Raw genomic sequence first — 15,080 nt, forward strand, 5'->3', positions numbered from 1 at the left:
CAGGGAAACGCCCGCTGACCGGTGTGGGGGATATCCATCCTTTACGCGCTGCCGTGGCCGGCCACCCGCCGTCGCGGGCTTGCGCCTGTCCAGGGAAACGCCCGCTGACCGGTCAGCGGCGCACCGCCGCAACGGAGCGCCCTGCCGGCCGGTTTCCGTGGCCAAAAGCATTGACCACGGAACCCCGGAACACCGTCCTGACCACGTAACCGGGCAACAGTTGGCCGCGTGGCCGGACGGCGCCTGACCCGCGTGGCCGGGCGGCGGCCAGCCGTGCACCTGGGCAGGCGGGCTCCATACCGGGCCGCCGCCAACGGACCGCCTATCGGCCGCCAGCGGACCGCGTTTCGGGGCCGCCTGCCGGAGGGAGTCTGCCGGGGCGTGCCGGGGGAGCGTAGCCATCCCCTTTTCCCCAAGGGACCCCAGCCGTAGTACGGCGGGGAAGGAAGGCGTGGGGGGTCAGGGGGCAGTGACGTGCCGGGTGGTGAACGTGATCCCGGCCGCGTGAAGTCGGTCGATGAGGGGTTGGCCCATGGCTGAGGCCGTGGTCAGTTGGCCCGCTCGTTCAGGAACGTCGTCGAAAGCCAGGCACAGGGCCGACTCCGCCAGCATCTTGGCCGTCTCGTCGTAGCCGGGGTCCCCGCCCGCCACCTCGGTGACCACCCGCACCCCACCCCCCTCGCCCACGAACGTGACCTTGAACCAGCTACGGGCCCGTCGTTCCGCCGATGGCCCATCGCCGGGCTTGATGCGGCCCTGGAGCCAGCCGCGTACCGGAGGGAGTTGGGCGAGGGCCGCGAACGCGCCCGCGCCCGCCACCGTGGCCAGTGCCGCCGGGAGGGTTTTGACCGCGTAGTGGTGGCGGTAGGTGAAAGAGGGGCCGTAGCGGTCGAGGAGGCGGGCGGAGTGGCCGACGATCCGGGGGTCGAGGCTGGGCAGGGGCAGGGCCCAGCCGCCCACGTAACGCAGCCCACCGGCCCGGGAGCTCACCTTGCGGCCCTTGGGCGGGGGCTCGGCGGAGCGGCGCTGTGCGGCCGCCCCTGCGGTCTCCTGGGCGCGGCCGAGTACGGACAGCGCGGTGGCCAGGGTGCCGCCCGAGGGCCGCATGCTCGATCGCAGGAAGCCGCTGATCGTGATCGGGACGTTCTCGGGGAGCTGGGTGACGGTGTGGAGGACGCCGAGGTCGTACGGGATGGAGTCGAAGCCGCAGGAGTGCACGATCTTGGCGCCGGTGCGGGTGGCGCGGTCGTGGTGGCGTACGTACGTGCGGTCCACGAACTCGGGTTCGCCCGTGAGGTCCAGGTAGTGGGTGCCGGCGTCGGCGCACGCGGCGACGAGGGGCTCCCCGTGCCGTACGTAGGGGCCGACCGTGGTCGCCAGGACGCGGGTCTGGCGGGCCAGGCCGGCCAGCGAGGCCGGGTCCGTGGCGTCGGCGAGCAGGATCGGCGCCTCAAGTCCGAGCCGCTCCAGCTTGCCCCGGTCGCGACCGGCCAGCGCCCACCGGGTGCCGGGGCCGGCGGCGCGCGCGAGGTAGGCGGCCGTCAGCGCGCCGGTGAACCCGGTGGCGCCGAAGAGCACGACGTCGAAGGGGCGATCCATGATCCCGAGACTGCCTCCGGCGGGGCCCGGGCGCAAGGCGTCCCTTGCCAAAACAGAACAAGGCTCTGTCGCAAAAGTGATGAATCCGTGCGCGAAAGAGTCGAACCCGTGACGTCACGAACCATTAACGGATCCCTGTGAACTTGCTTAGCGTCGTAAAGTTTGCCTCGATGGGGTTCAGTACACGTGGGGATGACGAATGCCGCAGATCTCGCCGTTGGTCACCGGCGATCCCACCGAGCTGGGGTCTTTCCGGCTGTCCGGACGGGTCGGGGAAGGCGGTCAGGGGATCGTCTACCTGGGAGTCAATGGCGACGGCGAGCGCGCCGCGATCAAGTTGCTGCACATCAAGTTCAGCGGTGACACCATCGCGAGGTCGCGGTTCGCCAGGGAGTTGAAGGCGGCGCAGCGGGTGGCGTCGTTCTGCACCGCGCGGGTGATCGAGGCCGATCTCGACGGCGACACGCCGTACATCGCCAGCGAGTACATCGACGGCAGGCCGCTGCGGGAGATCGTCGAGACCGACGGGCCGCTCACCGGCACGGCGCTCGACCGGCTGGCCATCGGCACGGCCACGGCCCTCACGGCGATCCACCACGCCTCGATCGTGCACAGGGACTTCAAGCCCGACAACGTGCTGATCGCCGCCGACGGGCCGCGCGTGGTCGACTTCGGGATCGCCCGGATCATCGACTCCACCGGTACGATCACCAGCCGCGCGATCGGCACCCCCGCCTACATGGCGCCCGAGCAGATCGCCGGCGACGACATCGGGCCCTACACCGACGTGTTCTCGTGGGGCGCGACCATCGCCTTCGCGGCGACCGGGCAGGTCGCGTTCGAGGGCAAGTCCATCGCCGTCGTGCTCAACCGCATCCTCAACCACGAGGTCGACGTCTCCATGATGCCGGAGCCGCTGCGGAGCGTGGTGGGCTCCGCGCTGGCCAAGGCACCGGCCGAGCGGCCTTCCGCGGACCAGATCCTGCTGCGGCTGCTGGGGCAGTCCTCCACGGTGGGGGCCTCGACGGCGGTGCTGACGCGGGGCGTGCAGGTGGCCAGTGACGACACCACGCCGTTCATCAGGGTGTCCGCCGGGTCGATCACAGACCAGCCGGGCCGTACGGGGTCCGGGACGCCGCCCTCCCAAACCGGCGGGTACCCGCACGATCCCCGCACCACAGCCGGTCAGCAGGACCACGGGACGACGGCGGGCCAGCAAGATCCCCGCACCACAGCCGGTCAGCAGGACCACAGGACGACAGCGGGCCAGCAGGACCATAGGACGACGGGCGGTCAGCAGGACCACAGGACGACAGCGGGCCAGCAGGACCATAGGACGACGGGCGGTCAGCAGGATCAGCGTCCGGTGACGGGTCAGCAGGCCGTGCCGGGGCAGCCGCCGCTTCCGCACGTCACGACCGGTCAGCACGGCGCCATGGGGCCGCCGGAAGGGGGTGGGGCGCCGTACCCGATGACCGGGCCCGCCGTGCCCGCGAGGCGCAGGCGGGCGAAGGTGTGGCTCGCGGTCGTCACCGCGCTGGTGCTGCTCGCCGCCGCGGGGATCGCGCTGCTGCTGAACGGCTGGCGGCCGCTGGCGTTCGGCGAGCAGTCCGGTCCTGAGCAGGAGACATCTGAGCAGGGCCCCGCCGGCACCTTCGCCACGGTGGTGGACAAGGTGGCCGGCACCGGGAAGATCGTGATCGGCGTCAAGGGCGACCTGCCCGGCGTGGGGCTGCAGAACGGCGACGACTTCCAGGGCTTCGACATCGAGATCGCCAAGCGCGTCGCGACGGAGCTGGGTGCGAAGGAGACGACGTTCGTCAGGGTCGGCAGGGACGACCGCGCGAGCTCCCTGGCCGACGGCCGGGTGGACCTGGTGATCGCCACCTACTCCGTCGACAAGAGCGAGACGCGCTTCGCCGGGCCCTACTATCTGGCCCACCAGGACATCCTGGTACGCGCGGGCGTCGGCGTGGAGTCGGTCGAGGACCTGAAGGGCAAGAAGATCTGCGCGCCCGACAGCCCGTCGGTCGGCGCGGTCCAGGACCGGGTGAAGGTCGAGCCGGTCTCGGCCACCAACTACGCCGTCTGCATGGACATGCTCAGGAGCGGCGCGGTGGACGCGGTGCCGGGCGACGACCTGATCCTGGCGGGGTTCGCGGCCAGGGAGAACATGCGGTTCAAGATCCTCGGGGTCAAGCTCACGAACGAGCGTTACTCCGTGGGCATCAAGAAGGGCGACGTGAAGACCTGCAAGGCGGTGAAGGCGGTGATCGCCGACCTGTACACCACGGGCTTCATCAAGCAGCTCATCACCAAGCAGTTCGGGACGGTGGACTTCCAGGCGGAGCTGAAGGTGCCCGCGATGGAAAGCTGCTGATGACATGCGGGTAACATCCCCAACGTCAACGATTCGTGCCTGGAGTTAGGGGAAGGCCATGGCGTCGTCAGCCACTGTGCCCGTCAAGGTGACCGTCACCGGAGCCGCCGGCCAGATCGGCTACGCACTGTTGTTCCGCATCGCGTCGGGGCAGCTTCTCGGCGCCGACGTGCCGGTCAAGCTCAGCCTGCTGGAGATCCCGAACGCGGTGAAGGCGGCCGAGGGCACCGCGATGGAGCTGGACGACTGCGCGTTCCCGCTGCTGTCCGGCATCGAGATCACCGACGACCCCAACGTCGCCTTCGCCGGCGCCAACGTCGCGCTGCTGGTCGGCGCCATGCCGCGAAAGGCCGGCATGGAGCGTGGCGACCTGCTCGAAGCCAACGGCGGCATCTTCGGGCCGCAGGGCAAGGCGATCAACGACCACGCCGCCGCCGACATCAAGGTCCTGGTCGTGGGCAACCCGGCCAACACCAACGCGCTCATCGCCCAGCGCAACGCGCCCGACGTGCCGGCCGACCGCTTCACCGCGATGACCAGGCTCGACCACAACCGCGCGCTGTCCCAGCTCGCGGCCAAGCTCCAGGTCCCGGTCACCGAGATCAAGAAGATGACGATCTGGGGCAACCACTCCGCCACCCAATACCCTGACCTGTTCCACGCCGAAGTCGGCGGCAAGGTCGCGGCCGAGCAGGTCGAGTCCGAGTGGCTGAGCGGCACGTTCATCCCGACGGTGGCCAAGCGCGGCGCCGCCATCATCGAGGCCCGCGGCGCCTCCTCGGCCGCCTCGGCCGCCAACGCCGCGATCGACCACGTCTACGACTGGGTCAACGGCACCGACTGGACCTCGGCGGCCGTGGTCTCCGACGGCTCCTACGGCGTGGCGGAGGGGCTCATCTCCTCCTTCCCCGTACGGGCGGCGAACGGCTCGTTCGAGATCATCCAGGGCCTGGAGATCGACGACTTCTCCCGCGAGCGCATCGACGCCACCGTGCGCGAGCTGGCAGAGGAGCGCGACGCGGTCAAGGAACTGGGCCTCATCTAGCCCTGAGACGCGCGCCTCCCGACGGACGGGGGGCGCGCGTCCGCGTTCAGGCGGGTTGCGGCTGATCGGCGGTGGTACGCGTACGTTCGGCCCACCGTGTCACCGGTGGGACCGCCAGCCCGGCGGCCAGGAAGAGCACCCCGAACAGGATCCACCCGGGCAGCCCCCAGCCCACGACCACCGTGGTCATGACGGCGGGGGCGGCGATGTTGGACACCTGCTGCCCCATGCCGTACAGACCCTGGTACTGGCCGATGGCGTGCGGCGGCGCCAGCTCGTACGACAGGCCCCACGACCCCGCAGCCTGCAGCAGTTCTCCGAACACGTGCAGGATCGCCCCGGCGATCAGCGTCACCATGGCCACCCACACCGGCTGTCCGGCGGCCAGGGCCAGCACCACGCAGCCCGCCAGCAGGAACACCCCGGAGCGCCGCTGAGCCCTGGCGGCGCCGGCGGCGTCGTCGGTGCCGCGGCTGAGACGCACCTGCAGCAGCGTGACGATGACGCTGTTGAGCAGGGCGAGCAGCGCCACCGTCCACGCAGGGGCGGAGGTGCGCCCGGCGACCCACAGCGGGATCGCGTAGTTGAACATCCCGCCCTGCATGAACAGCACCGCGTTGAGCAGCGCCAGCACCGCGTACGGCCGGTCGCGCAGCACCACCCAGGAAGGCCCGGCGCCGCCGCGGGCCACGGGCGCGACCGGCGGGACCCGGAACATCAGCGCCGCGCTCCCCAGATAACAGGCCGTGCACCCGAAGATCATCGCCAGGTACACGGGCCGGCTGTCGAGGCCCAGCGCCGCCCCCGCCCCGATGCCGCCGAAGGACCAGCCCACGTTCGTCACGGCCCGCAGGTAGGCCCGCACGCGGACCCGATCGGGCCCCGGCACCGCGCCCCCGACCAGCGCCGCCCGCGCCGTCGACTCCCCGGCCTCGGCGAAGGTCACCAGAGCGGCCACGACGACGAACCCGGTGAAGTCGTTCACCAGCGCGTACGCCGCCACCAGCACAGCCCCGGCGGAGGAGAACACGATCTGCACCCCGCGCGGCCCGACCACGTCGGCCAGCCGTCCGGCGGGCAGTCCCGCCGTGAGGCCGACGGCGCCGGCGATCGTCATGCCGAGCCCGATCTCCCCGTCGGACAGTCCCACGGACAGCTTGAAGAACAGCACGCTGACCGTGATGAACAGGCCGCGCCCGATGGCGCGCAGGAAGGTGGCGTACGTGAGCGCGCGGACAGGCCCGCTCTCGGGGAGGAGTGGCACGCCGAAAGGGTAGCGGTCAGGCCCTTTTCACCTTTTGTCCACCTTCGCGCAAGGCGTCGGCTGGACGGCGGGAGCAGGTTGGGGTGTGGCGAAGAGCACGCCGGCCGCGGCCAGAAGGCTGCCCACCACGATGACGGCACCGAAGATCAGCTTCGTGACCCTTGGTGAAATGCTCCTCACATTTCGGTATCACAGCACATAATTCCGCGCCGCATGGCTCATTTCCCGGAAAGCGCTCCCCAGGCGTCGGAGACGATGTCCCGCAGCGACGCCCGCTCGGCCTTCCAGCCCAGCTCGCGCTGGATCCTGGCCGACGAGGCGACCAGCACCGCGGGATCGCCGGGCCGCCGCTCCCCGACGACCGCCGGGATCTCGTGCCCGGTGACCTCGCGGCAGACCGAGATCACCTCCTGCACGGAGAAGCCGGTGCCGCTGCCCAGGTTGTAGATCTCGTGCTCGCCGGGCGTGATCGCCCCCAGGGCCAGCAAATGGGCCTTGGCCAGGTCGGAGACGTGGATGTAGTCGCGCACGCAGGTGCCGTCGGCCGTGGGGTAGTCGGTGCCGAACACGCTCACCGACTCGCGCTCGCCGGTCGCGACCTTGAGCACGTTCGGGATGAGGTGGGTCTCGACCGCGTGCCGCTCGCGGTAGCGGCCGTAGGCGCCGGCCACGTTGAAGTAGCGCAGGCTCACCGCGCCCAGCCCGCGCAGCCCCGCGTACGCGCTCAGCGCCGTGTCCACGGCCAGCTTGGAGGCGCCGTAGGGGTTCGTGGGGCGCGTGGGGTCGCTCTCCTCGATGGGCGAGCGCTCGGGCTCCCCGTACGTGGCCGCCGTCGAGGAGAACACGATCCGCCCCACGCCCTTGTCCCGCATGGCGTCGAGCAGCGCCAGCGTGCCGCCCAGGTTGCCGGCCCAGTAGCGCCCCGGCTCCCGCACGGACTCACCGACCAGCGACTTGGCCGCGAAGTGCAGCACCGCCTCCACGCCGTCCAGCGCCTGATCGGCCTCGCGGATGTCCGCCCGCACGAACCGGGCGCCCTCCGGCACCGCGTCCTCATGCCCGGTTGACAGGTCGTCGAGTACGGTCACCTCGTGTCCCGCCTCGATGAGCTGCGCCGCGACGACACTGCCGACATATCCGGCGCCTCCGGTGACCAGTAGTCTCATGTGCGCTCCTGTTCAAATATGTTTGATTTTGTACGGCTTGCCGTTCAGCATACGCGGGAAACCGGACGAGTACGCTGCCAACCACCATGTTTGACACCGTCGCGGCCAACATCGCCCTGGTCCTGCTGTTCATCCTGATCGGGGGCTTCTTCGCCGCCGCCGAAATCGCCATGGTCTCCCTGCGCGACAGCCAGGTCCGCAAACTCTCGCGGCACGGCCGCCGCGGCGAGCGCGTGGCCAAGCTGGCCCACGACCCCAACAGATTCCTGTCAGCCGTGCAGATCGGCGTGACCGTGGCCACCATGTTGTCGGCCGCGTTCGGCGCCGACCGGCTGGCCGCGCAGCTCGTCCCCGTCCTCGAGGGCTGGCAGGTGCCGCCCGCCGTCGCGCCCGTGATGGCGCTGGTGCTCGTGACGCTGGCGATCTCGTACGTGTCGCTGGTGCTCGGCGAGCTGGCCCCCAAACGGCTGGCGCTGCAGCGGGCCGAGGGGCTGTCGTTGTACGTGGCACCGTTCCTCGACCGGATCGCCTCCCTGTCGCGCCCGATCATCTGGATGTTGTCGAAGTCCACCGACGGCGTGGTCAAGCTGCTCGGCGGCAACCCGAAGGCCGACAGGGAGGAGGTCTCCACCGAGGAGCTGCGCGACATGGTGGTAGGGCACACCGACCTGACCGCCGACGAGCGCAAGCTCATCGGGGAGGTGTTCGCCGCCGGGAAACGGCAGCTCAGGGAGGTGATGCTGCCGCGTACGGAGGTGGAGTTCATGGAGGCCGACACGCCGCTGAACGACGCGGCGCGGCTGGCCGCCACACTCCCGCACTCGCGCTTCCCGGTCTACCGGGAGTCCTACGACGAGGTGGTCGGCTTCGTCCACGTACGCGACCTGCTGGACCCGGAGTTGATCGGCCGCACCGAGCCGATCAGCGCGGTCGTGCCCATCAGGGCGGCGAAGTTCGTACCCGCCTCCAAACGCCTGCTCACCACGCTGAACGAGATGCGCGACGAGGGCCAGCACCTGGCGATCGTGGTCGACGAGTACGGCGGCACGGCCGGCATCGTCACCATGGAGGACCTGGTCGAGGAGCTGATCGGCGACATCAGGGACGAGTACGACGTCGAGGAGGACGTCGTCATCCTGCCCGCCGGCGAGATCGAGATCGACGGCCTGACCAACCTCAACGACTTCGCCACCGAGACCGGCATCCGGCTGCCCGACGGCCCCTACGAGACGCTGGCCGGGTTCGTCATGGCCATGCTGGGCCACGTGCCGGACGCGGGGGAGCGGGTGGAGTTCTCGGGCTTCGAGCTGGCCGTCACCGAACTGGACGGCCGCCGTATCGACCGGGTGAGAGTGAAACGCCGACCGGTCGCCGAGTCGCCTCCTGAGCAGGATTCCTGACACAATTGCCTGCTATGGCCAGACCTCGTGTACTCTCCGGCATCCAGCCCACAGCGGACTCATTCCACCTGGGCAACTACCTGGGTGCGGTCCGCCAGTGGGTCACCTTGCAGGAGACCCACGACGCGTTCTACTGCGTGGTCGATCTCCACGCGATCACCGTGCCGACCGAGCCCGCCGCGCTGCGCCGCCGCAGCCGCGTGGCCGCGGCCCAGCTCTTCGCCGCCGGGCTCGACCCCGAGCGCTCCACCGTCTTCGTGCAGTCGCACGTGCGCGAGCACACCGAGCTCGCCTGGATCCTGATCTGCCTCACCGGGATGGGTGAGGCGGCCAGGATGACCCAGTTCAAGGACAAGTCGGCCAAGTTCGGGGAGAGCGCGGCCAGCGTCGGGCTGTTCACCTACCCGGTCCTGCAGGCCGCCGACATCCTGATCTACCAGGCCAACCGGGTGCCCGTGGGGGCGGACCAGAAGCAGCACCTGGAGCTCACCCGCGACCTGGGGCAGCGCTTCAACCACCGCTTCGGTGACACCTTCACGCTCCCGGAGCCGTACATCCTCAAGGAGGTCGAGAAGATCACCGACCTCCAGGACCCGACGGCGAAGATGTCCAAGTCCTCCTCCAGCCCCGCGGGCATCCTCGACGTCCTGGAGCAGCCGGGGCCGCTGCGCAAGAAGGTCATGCGCGCGGTCACGGACACCGGGTCCGAGGTGCTGTTCGACGAGGAGAACAAGCCCGGCATCTCCAACCTCCTGCGCATCCTGTCGGCTCTGACCGGCACGCCCATCCCCGAGCTGGTGACCCGTTACGAGGGGCAGGGGTACGGCACGTTCAAGAAGGACGTCGCGGAGGCGGTGACGGAGACGTTCTCGCCGATCCGGGAGCGCACGGAGAAGCTGCTGGCGGACGAGGTGGAGCTCGACCGCCTGCTGGCCATCGGCGCGGAGCGGGCGGCGGCCGTGGCCAGGGAGACCATGGCGCAGGTCCGCGACCGGGTGGGCTTCCTCCCCAAGTTGTGACTGCTTCACCGCCGGGCCCTTTCTTCAGGCCTCGGACCACCCCGCCATCACGCCGACGGACCCGTCCGGGCCGGCGGCGTGATGGGGAGGTAGGCCGGGGTGGGGAGGGGTCAGGGAGGTGGCGGCCAGGCTGTGCCGCCGTTGTGCAGGAGCGACGCCTGGTGGGCCAGGGCGGAGGCGAGGGTGATGGCGTCGGGGGCGCCGAGGCGCTCGCGTACGCCGTTCGCGCGAAGCTGTGGCGTGACCGGGCGCCGCAGGGCGGCCGTCCAGCGGGCCGTGCCGGGCGCGTCGGCGCGCAGGTTGATCTCCCAGGCCGGATAGGTTGACCGCAGGACCGCGAGCTGCCGCCGGGCCAGGTCGTCGTCGGAGGGCGTGGAGATCAGCTCCTCCGCGCGGCCCGGTGCACGCGCAGGAGGGCACGCAGGGCGGCCAGACTGTGCCTGGTGAACCGGGTCTCGTCATGGATGGCGGTCCAGCTCGAACGATCTCGCTCGAAGGACCATCCAGGGAACTCCCTGGTCGCCTCCTGGCGCAGGCGTTCCATGACGAAATCAGCACTCGGCGCTCTGGTCATGAACGCAGAGTGTCACCGACATGCCTGTCCGTGACGAACTCAGGCGAAAGATCTCCCAGTTCGTTGCGACCGAACTGTGAGTTCGTCAGATGGGGAACTCGTCAGATGGGAATGTCGTGGCGTTCTGCGAGATAGCGCACCTCCGGGGCCCAGGACGGCCGGGCCCGCCGCGCCAGTGACCTGACCATCTCGCGCAGCAGCAGCTTGTGGTCGAGCTCCTCCGGGCACTCACGCTCGATCCGCAGGAGGTGGAGCAGGCTGGCGGCGTCGTCGCCGAGGTCCTCGCAGGCTCGGGCGACGTGGCCGAGGTGGGTGGTGCGTCGTTCGATCGACGGCGTGCGGCGCAGGTCGATGTCGTCGGCGAGGTGCAGCACCGCCTCAGGATGGCCGGTGTCGTTCTCGATGCTGGCCAGGTGGATGGCGACGTTGGTGGGGCCGAAGAAGGCCAGGTCGTAGACGCCGGCGGAGTCGTCGACGCGTTCGGCCAGGCGGGCGGCGGGCCCGCGTACGCGTTCCCTGGCCTCGTCGTCGTCGCCCATCCTGGCGGCGCCGATCGCGGCGAGCAGGTGCAGCGCGCCCAGGGCTTTGAGGTGACGCTCGTCGCCGTCGCCGACGTGCGGTTCGAGGCTTTCGATGCCGCGCCTGGCGACGTCGTAGGCGATCTCGTGCATGTCGTCGGAGAGCATCGACTGCCCCAGGTTCCAGTACGCCCACGCGACCATCAGCGGATCCCCCGACTCCTCGGCGAAGCGCATGGCCCGGTCGGCCGCGAGATGCGCCAGGTCCACCCGCCGCAGGTGTTTCAGCACCCCCCTCGCCAGCAGGTAGGCGTCCGTCGCCACGCTGTGCGCCTCCTGTGTGTGCTCCAGCGCCAGGCTCTCGGCATCGGTGACGAGGGACGGCAGCGCGGCCATCAGGATGGAGTAGCGGCGCGTCGAGGTGAACCAGGCGTTGCGGGCCGAGGCCACCCGTTCGGCGAGTTGCCCGGCGTCGGGCGGTTCGATGTCGGGCGCCAGCGACCGGCACGTGAACAGGGCCCGCTCGATGTCGCCGATCTGCGGCCTGTTGGGCTCGTGTGAGTCTCGGGGGCTCTCTCCCAAAAGGACCGCGGTCCGTACGCCGAGCACCTTGGCGATCTCTCGCAGAAGGGGGAGCGAGGGGGTTCGTTTGCCGTGCTCGATCAGTTCGATGTGTCTGGGGGTGCAGCCGGACTGGGTGGCCAGCGCGGTGGTGCTCATGCCCCTTCGCTCGCGCTGGAGCCTGACCATTTGCCCGGTGCTGATTTCGGCCATAGGCGTGACGTCTCCTGGATCGGTCCCAACTCCCTCAGGCTAGGGCTCCCGATGTCCCGCTGCCATGGTTTCCGCCCTGCTCAGGCACCCCCGCGGCGCGAATGATGGGCCAGCAACCGGGCGAGCAGATCCGTGAAACTCTCACGTTCCGGTCGGGTCAGGGGCGCGAGCAGGTCGTCCTGGAGCTCCGCGATCAACTTGTCGAGCCGCTCCACGTGCCGGCGGCCCGTGGCGGTGAGGGTGATGACGTTGCGGCGGCGGTCGGCGGCGTCGGGCGCGCGCACGACGTGGCCGCGCTCGGCGAGCTCGTTGATGACGGCGACCAGGTCGCTGCGGTAGATGCCGGTACGCCTGCTCAGCTCCGCCTGGCTGGCCGGCCCCGACTCGCGGAGGGCCACGAGCGCCGCGTAGTGCCACTTGCGGGCGTCCGCCCCGGCCAGGCCCTCGCTCACGATCCGGTCGGCGTGTATGGCGACCAGCGACAACATCCGGCTGGGCAGGATGCGCAAGGGGCCAGGGGTGGCCTGCTCGTCCATGGTGTACGTCATGCGCGCGATCTTACTCATTGCGTTAGTGACACTAACGATGTAAGTTCGTTAGTGCCATAAACGTTAGTGTGACGAACGAAATGAGGGATCATCATGCCGACGATCGACGTGCTCGATTCGGTGATGCACTACGAGGACTCAGGAGAAGGCGCCCCCGTCGTCTTCCTGCACGGCAACCCGTCCTCGTCCCACGCCTGGCGCGAGATCATGCCCGCACTCCACGCGCCGGGCCGCCGCCTGCTCGCCCCCGACCTCATCGGCATGGGCCGCTCGGGCAAGCCCGACATCCCCTACCGCGTCGCCGACCACGTCCGCTACCTCGACGCCTGGTTCGAGGCGCTCGGGCTGCGGGAGGTCGTGCTGGTCGGGCACGACTGGGGTGGCGCGCTGGCCTTCGACTGGGCCGCCCGGCATCCGGGGCGGGTGCGCGGGGTGGCGTTCATGGAGACCTTCCTGAGGCCGCTGACCAGGCACGACCTGAGCGAGCAGGCGATCGCCAGGGCCGAGAAGATTCGCGGGCCCGAAGGGGAGTCGCTGGTGCTCGACCAGGACTTCCTCGTGCGCACGGCGTTCACGGGCGGTGTGCTGGAGGGTCTGGGGGAGGCGGAGATGGAGCCGTACCTGGCGCCGTACCCGACGAGGGAGAGCCGCAGGCCGCTGCTGGCGTTCGCGCGCTCGTCCCCGCTGGAAGGCGAGCCCGCCGAGGTGGCCGAGTGGGTCGAGGGCTACGGGAAATGGCTCGCGAGCAGTGACGACGTGCCCAAGCTGCTGCTCACCTTCGACTCCTCGCCGACACTGCTGATCGGCGCGGCGATGGCGGCCTGGTGCGCGGAGAACGTCGCGGCCCTGGAGATCGTCCACTGCGGCCCGGCCGGGCACCACGCCATGGAGGACCGTCCCGAGGCCGTCTCCGCCGCCCTCGCCGGCTGGTCGGCGCTGCGGGGGGCTCAGCGGTAGCGGCGGCGGCCCACGTGGGACAGGATCTCGCGCAGCACGTCGGCCGCCTGTCGCACGGTCTCCTCCGGGATCCCCGCCGTGATCTCCATGTAGGCCCGGGACGAGGCCCCCATGGCCTCCTGGGCCTGCTGCCGCCCCTTGTCCGTGAGCTGCACCCAGCGGCTGCGCGCGTCGCCGGCGTTGGCCTCGCGCTCCACGTATCCCGCCGCCGTCAGCCGCTGCAGCACGTTGCTGATGCCCCCCGAGGTGAGGAGCAACGACTTCGACAGCTCACTCGGCTTCATCCGGTACGGCGGCGCCGCCCTGTTCAGCACCATCAGCACGTCGAACTCGGCGTAGGTCAGCCCCAGCTCCGACAACTCGGCCTTGAGCGCCTGGTCGAACAGCAGGTGGAGGCGCGAGGTGCGTTTGCCGAGCTCAAGGGCGGCGATGAGCGGCGACGACATCCCCGCCTCCTCCCAGCGGGGCACCAGCGCGTCGATCTCATCCGGCTTCACGTCATAGAGGATACCCAGCGCAAGATTGCTTTCTTAAAAGCTTCTCATTAAGCTTTTAGCTATGACAACATTGATCAAGAACGGCGTCGTCATCGACACCGAGCCGGAGCCCGTGGTGCTGGGCCGGATGGACGTCAGGATCGAGCGCGGAACGATCGCCGAAGTCGGCCCCGACCTGGCCGTGGAGCCGGGCGCCGAGGTGATCGACGCGACCGGGCGGCTCGTGCTGCCCGGCTTCGTCGACACCCACCGCCACACCTGGCAGGCGACCGTCAGGGCGATCGCGCCCGACATCGACTTCCCGGCCTACCTGCGACGGGTCCTCGGAGAGCTGGCCCCCCGCCACCGCCCCCAGGACCTCTACGCGGGCAACCTGGCGGGCGCGCTGGAGTGCCTCGACGCGGGCATCACCACGTTGCTCGACTGGTCCCACGCCCAGTTCAGCCCCGCCCACACCGACAACGCCGTCCGGGCCCTGCGCGACTCGGGCATCAGGGCCGCCTTCGGCTACTGCTACGGCGGCGAGCCCGGCGGCCTGGCGGCCGAGACCCGCCGCGTACGCGAGGAGCTCTTCGACACCTCCGGACTGGTCACGATGGTGCTCGCGGCCCTCGGCCCCGAGATCGCGGGCGAGGAGCGCGCACTGGAGGAATGGCGCATGGCCGCCGAGCTCGGCCTGCCCGTCACCGCGCACCTCGGCGGGCACGGCAGGGAGAGCGCGGCCAAGGCGCTGGCGTTCCTGGAGGACAACGGGCTGCTGGCCACCCCGACCACATTCGTGCACGCGCTGTACTACACCGACGAGGAGTTCAAGCGCATCGCCGCGGCCGGCGGCACCGCCTCGATCTCTCCGGTGGACGAGATGAACCTGGGCCTCGGCTACCCCACCACGGGCCGCGCCAGGGCGGCGGGCATCCCGACCGGGCTGAGCGCCGACACGGTGGTGTGCGCACCCGGCGACATGTTCAGCCAGATGCGCACCGCCCACCTGCTCGAACGCGGCCGCCCCGACGGCGCCGGGTTCGGCTTCACCACCCGCGACGCGCTGCGCATGGCCACCATCGAGGGCGCCGAGGTGCTCGGCATGGCCGACGTCATCGGCTCGCTGCGGCCCGGCAAGCAGGCCGACGTGATCCTGCTGCGTACGGACACGCCCGGCATGGCCGCCGCCCACGACCCCATCGGCGCCGTCGTGCTGAACGCCGATATCGGTTGTGTGGAGACGGTCATGGTCGCGGGGCGTGTGGTCAAGAGTGGTGGGCAGATGCTCCACCACGACCTTCCCGCGGTTCTCGCGAGCCTGGGGGAGAGCGCGGACGTGGTGAGCGGGGGGTGATCA

Annotated in this window: 13 protein-coding genes; 6 read left to right on the forward strand and 7 right to left on the reverse strand. The window is 70.3% G+C overall.

The window, feature by feature from the left end; translation table 11 throughout:
- Window positions 1-459: 459 nt before the first annotated feature.
- The gene (locus ACFPZ3_RS55405; RefSeq protein ID WP_379522521.1) at window positions 460-1,599 is read right to left on the reverse strand and encodes a saccharopine dehydrogenase family protein; all 1,140 of its coding nucleotides are present in this window, start codon (window positions 1,597-1,599) and stop codon (window positions 460-462) included.
- A 199-nt stretch (window positions 1,600-1,798) separates the two neighbouring features.
- On the opposite strand from ACFPZ3_RS55405, the gene ACFPZ3_RS55410 reads away from it, so the two are divergent.
- On the forward strand, window positions 1,799-3,979 hold the full coding sequence (locus ACFPZ3_RS55410; RefSeq protein ID WP_379522522.1) for a serine/threonine-protein kinase: 2,181 nt from the start codon (window positions 1,799-1,801) through the stop codon (window positions 3,977-3,979).
- 58 nt (window positions 3,980-4,037) lie between these two features.
- Window positions 4,038-5,024, forward strand: coding sequence for a malate dehydrogenase (locus ACFPZ3_RS55415; protein WP_379522523.1), 987 nt, complete (start codon window positions 4,038-4,040; stop codon window positions 5,022-5,024).
- A gap of 46 nt (window positions 5,025-5,070) precedes the next feature.
- On the opposite strand, the gene ACFPZ3_RS55420 is transcribed toward ACFPZ3_RS55415, so the two are convergent.
- On the reverse strand, window positions 5,071-6,288 hold the full coding sequence (locus tag ACFPZ3_RS55420) for an MFS transporter (RefSeq protein ID WP_379522524.1): 1,218 nt from the start codon (window positions 6,286-6,288) through the stop codon (window positions 5,071-5,073).
- A gap of 218 nt (window positions 6,289-6,506) precedes the next feature.
- On the reverse strand, window positions 6,507-7,454 hold the full coding sequence (galE, locus tag ACFPZ3_RS55425) for a UDP-glucose 4-epimerase GalE (RefSeq protein ID WP_379522525.1): 948 nt from the start codon (window positions 7,452-7,454) through the stop codon (window positions 6,507-6,509).
- An 86-nt stretch (window positions 7,455-7,540) separates the two neighbouring features.
- Here galE and ACFPZ3_RS55430 point away from each other — a divergent pair, with 86 nt between their 5' ends.
- Window positions 7,541-8,854, forward strand: coding sequence for a hemolysin family protein (locus ACFPZ3_RS55430; RefSeq protein ID WP_379522526.1), 1,314 nt, complete (start codon window positions 7,541-7,543; stop codon window positions 8,852-8,854).
- Window positions 8,855-8,868: 14 nt separating this feature from the next.
- On the forward strand, window positions 8,869-9,873 hold the full coding sequence (gene trpS, locus ACFPZ3_RS55435) for a tryptophan--tRNA ligase (RefSeq protein ID WP_379522527.1): 1,005 nt from the start codon (window positions 8,869-8,871) through the stop codon (window positions 9,871-9,873).
- A gap of 379 nt (window positions 9,874-10,252) precedes the next feature.
- Here trpS and ACFPZ3_RS55440 read toward each other — a convergent pair whose 3' ends face one another.
- The 3 genes from ACFPZ3_RS55440 to ACFPZ3_RS55450 form a co-directional block, all read right to left on the reverse strand.
- Window positions 10,253-10,447 carry a hypothetical protein gene (locus ACFPZ3_RS55440; RefSeq protein WP_379522528.1) on the reverse strand — a complete coding sequence of 65 codons (195 nt, stop codon included), beginning with the start codon at window positions 10,445-10,447 and terminating at the stop codon, window positions 10,253-10,255.
- Window positions 10,448-10,548: 101 nt separating this feature from the next.
- Window positions 10,549-11,739: a helix-turn-helix domain-containing protein gene (locus tag ACFPZ3_RS55445; protein WP_379522529.1), complete on the reverse strand. Its 1,191-nt coding sequence runs from the start codon at window positions 11,737-11,739 to the stop codon at window positions 10,549-10,551.
- Window positions 11,740-11,819: 80 nt separating this feature from the next.
- Window positions 11,820-12,287 (reverse strand): MarR family winged helix-turn-helix transcriptional regulator, encoded by a 468-nt coding sequence (locus ACFPZ3_RS55450; RefSeq protein WP_379522530.1) that lies wholly within the window; start codon window positions 12,285-12,287, stop codon window positions 11,820-11,822.
- Window positions 12,288-12,380: 93 nt separating this feature from the next.
- Between ACFPZ3_RS55450 and ACFPZ3_RS55455 the strand changes: the two genes are divergently transcribed.
- On the forward strand, window positions 12,381-13,244 hold the full coding sequence (locus ACFPZ3_RS55455; protein WP_379522531.1) for a haloalkane dehalogenase: 864 nt from the start codon (window positions 12,381-12,383) through the stop codon (window positions 13,242-13,244).
- Here the strand turns inward: ACFPZ3_RS55455 and ACFPZ3_RS55460 are convergent.
- On the reverse strand, window positions 13,235-13,741 hold the full coding sequence (locus tag ACFPZ3_RS55460) for a MarR family winged helix-turn-helix transcriptional regulator (RefSeq protein ID WP_379522532.1): 507 nt from the start codon (window positions 13,739-13,741) through the stop codon (window positions 13,235-13,237). The two genes, ACFPZ3_RS55455 and ACFPZ3_RS55460, sit on opposite strands and share 10 nt — an antisense overlap.
- Window positions 13,742-13,802: 61 nt before the next feature.
- Between ACFPZ3_RS55460 and ACFPZ3_RS55465 the strand changes: the two genes are divergently transcribed.
- Window positions 13,803-15,077, forward strand: a complete 1,275-nt coding sequence (locus ACFPZ3_RS55465) for an amidohydrolase family protein (RefSeq protein WP_379522533.1) — start codon at window positions 13,803-13,805, stop codon at window positions 15,075-15,077.
- Window positions 15,078-15,080: the final 3 nt, after the last annotated feature.

This window comes from Nonomuraea insulae (assembly GCF_042656245.1).

Bases quoted from the DNA above. Each gene is read 5' to 3' on its own strand.
- ACFPZ3_RS55405 (WP_379522521.1), bottom strand. From the start codon at position 1,599: ATGGATCGCCCCTTCGACGTCGTGCTCTTCGGCGCCACCGGGTTCACC.
- ACFPZ3_RS55410 (WP_379522522.1), top strand. From the start codon at position 1,799: ATGCCGCAGATCTCGCCGTTGGTCACCGGCGATCCCACCGAGCTGGGG.
- ACFPZ3_RS55415 (WP_379522523.1), top strand. From the start codon at position 4,038: ATGGCGTCGTCAGCCACTGTGCCCGTCAAGGTGACCGTCACCGGAGCC.
- galE (WP_379522525.1), bottom strand. From the start codon at position 7,454: ATGAGACTACTGGTCACCGGAGGCGCCGGATATGTCGGCAGTGTCGTC.
- ACFPZ3_RS55430 (WP_379522526.1), top strand. From the start codon at position 7,541: ATGTTTGACACCGTCGCGGCCAACATCGCCCTGGTCCTGCTGTTCATC.
- trpS (WP_379522527.1), top strand. From the start codon at position 8,869: ATGGCCAGACCTCGTGTACTCTCCGGCATCCAGCCCACAGCGGACTCA.
- ACFPZ3_RS55440 (WP_379522528.1), bottom strand. From the start codon at position 10,447: ATGACCAGAGCGCCGAGTGCTGATTTCGTCATGGAACGCCTGCGCCAG.
- ACFPZ3_RS55445 (WP_379522529.1), bottom strand. From the start codon at position 11,739: ATGGCCGAAATCAGCACCGGGCAAATGGTCAGGCTCCAGCGCGAGCGA.
- ACFPZ3_RS55450 (WP_379522530.1), bottom strand. From the start codon at position 12,287: ATGACGTACACCATGGACGAGCAGGCCACCCCTGGCCCCTTGCGCATC.
- ACFPZ3_RS55455 (WP_379522531.1), top strand. From the start codon at position 12,381: ATGCCGACGATCGACGTGCTCGATTCGGTGATGCACTACGAGGACTCA.
- ACFPZ3_RS55465 (WP_379522533.1), top strand. From the start codon at position 13,803: ATGACAACATTGATCAAGAACGGCGTCGTCATCGACACCGAGCCGGAG.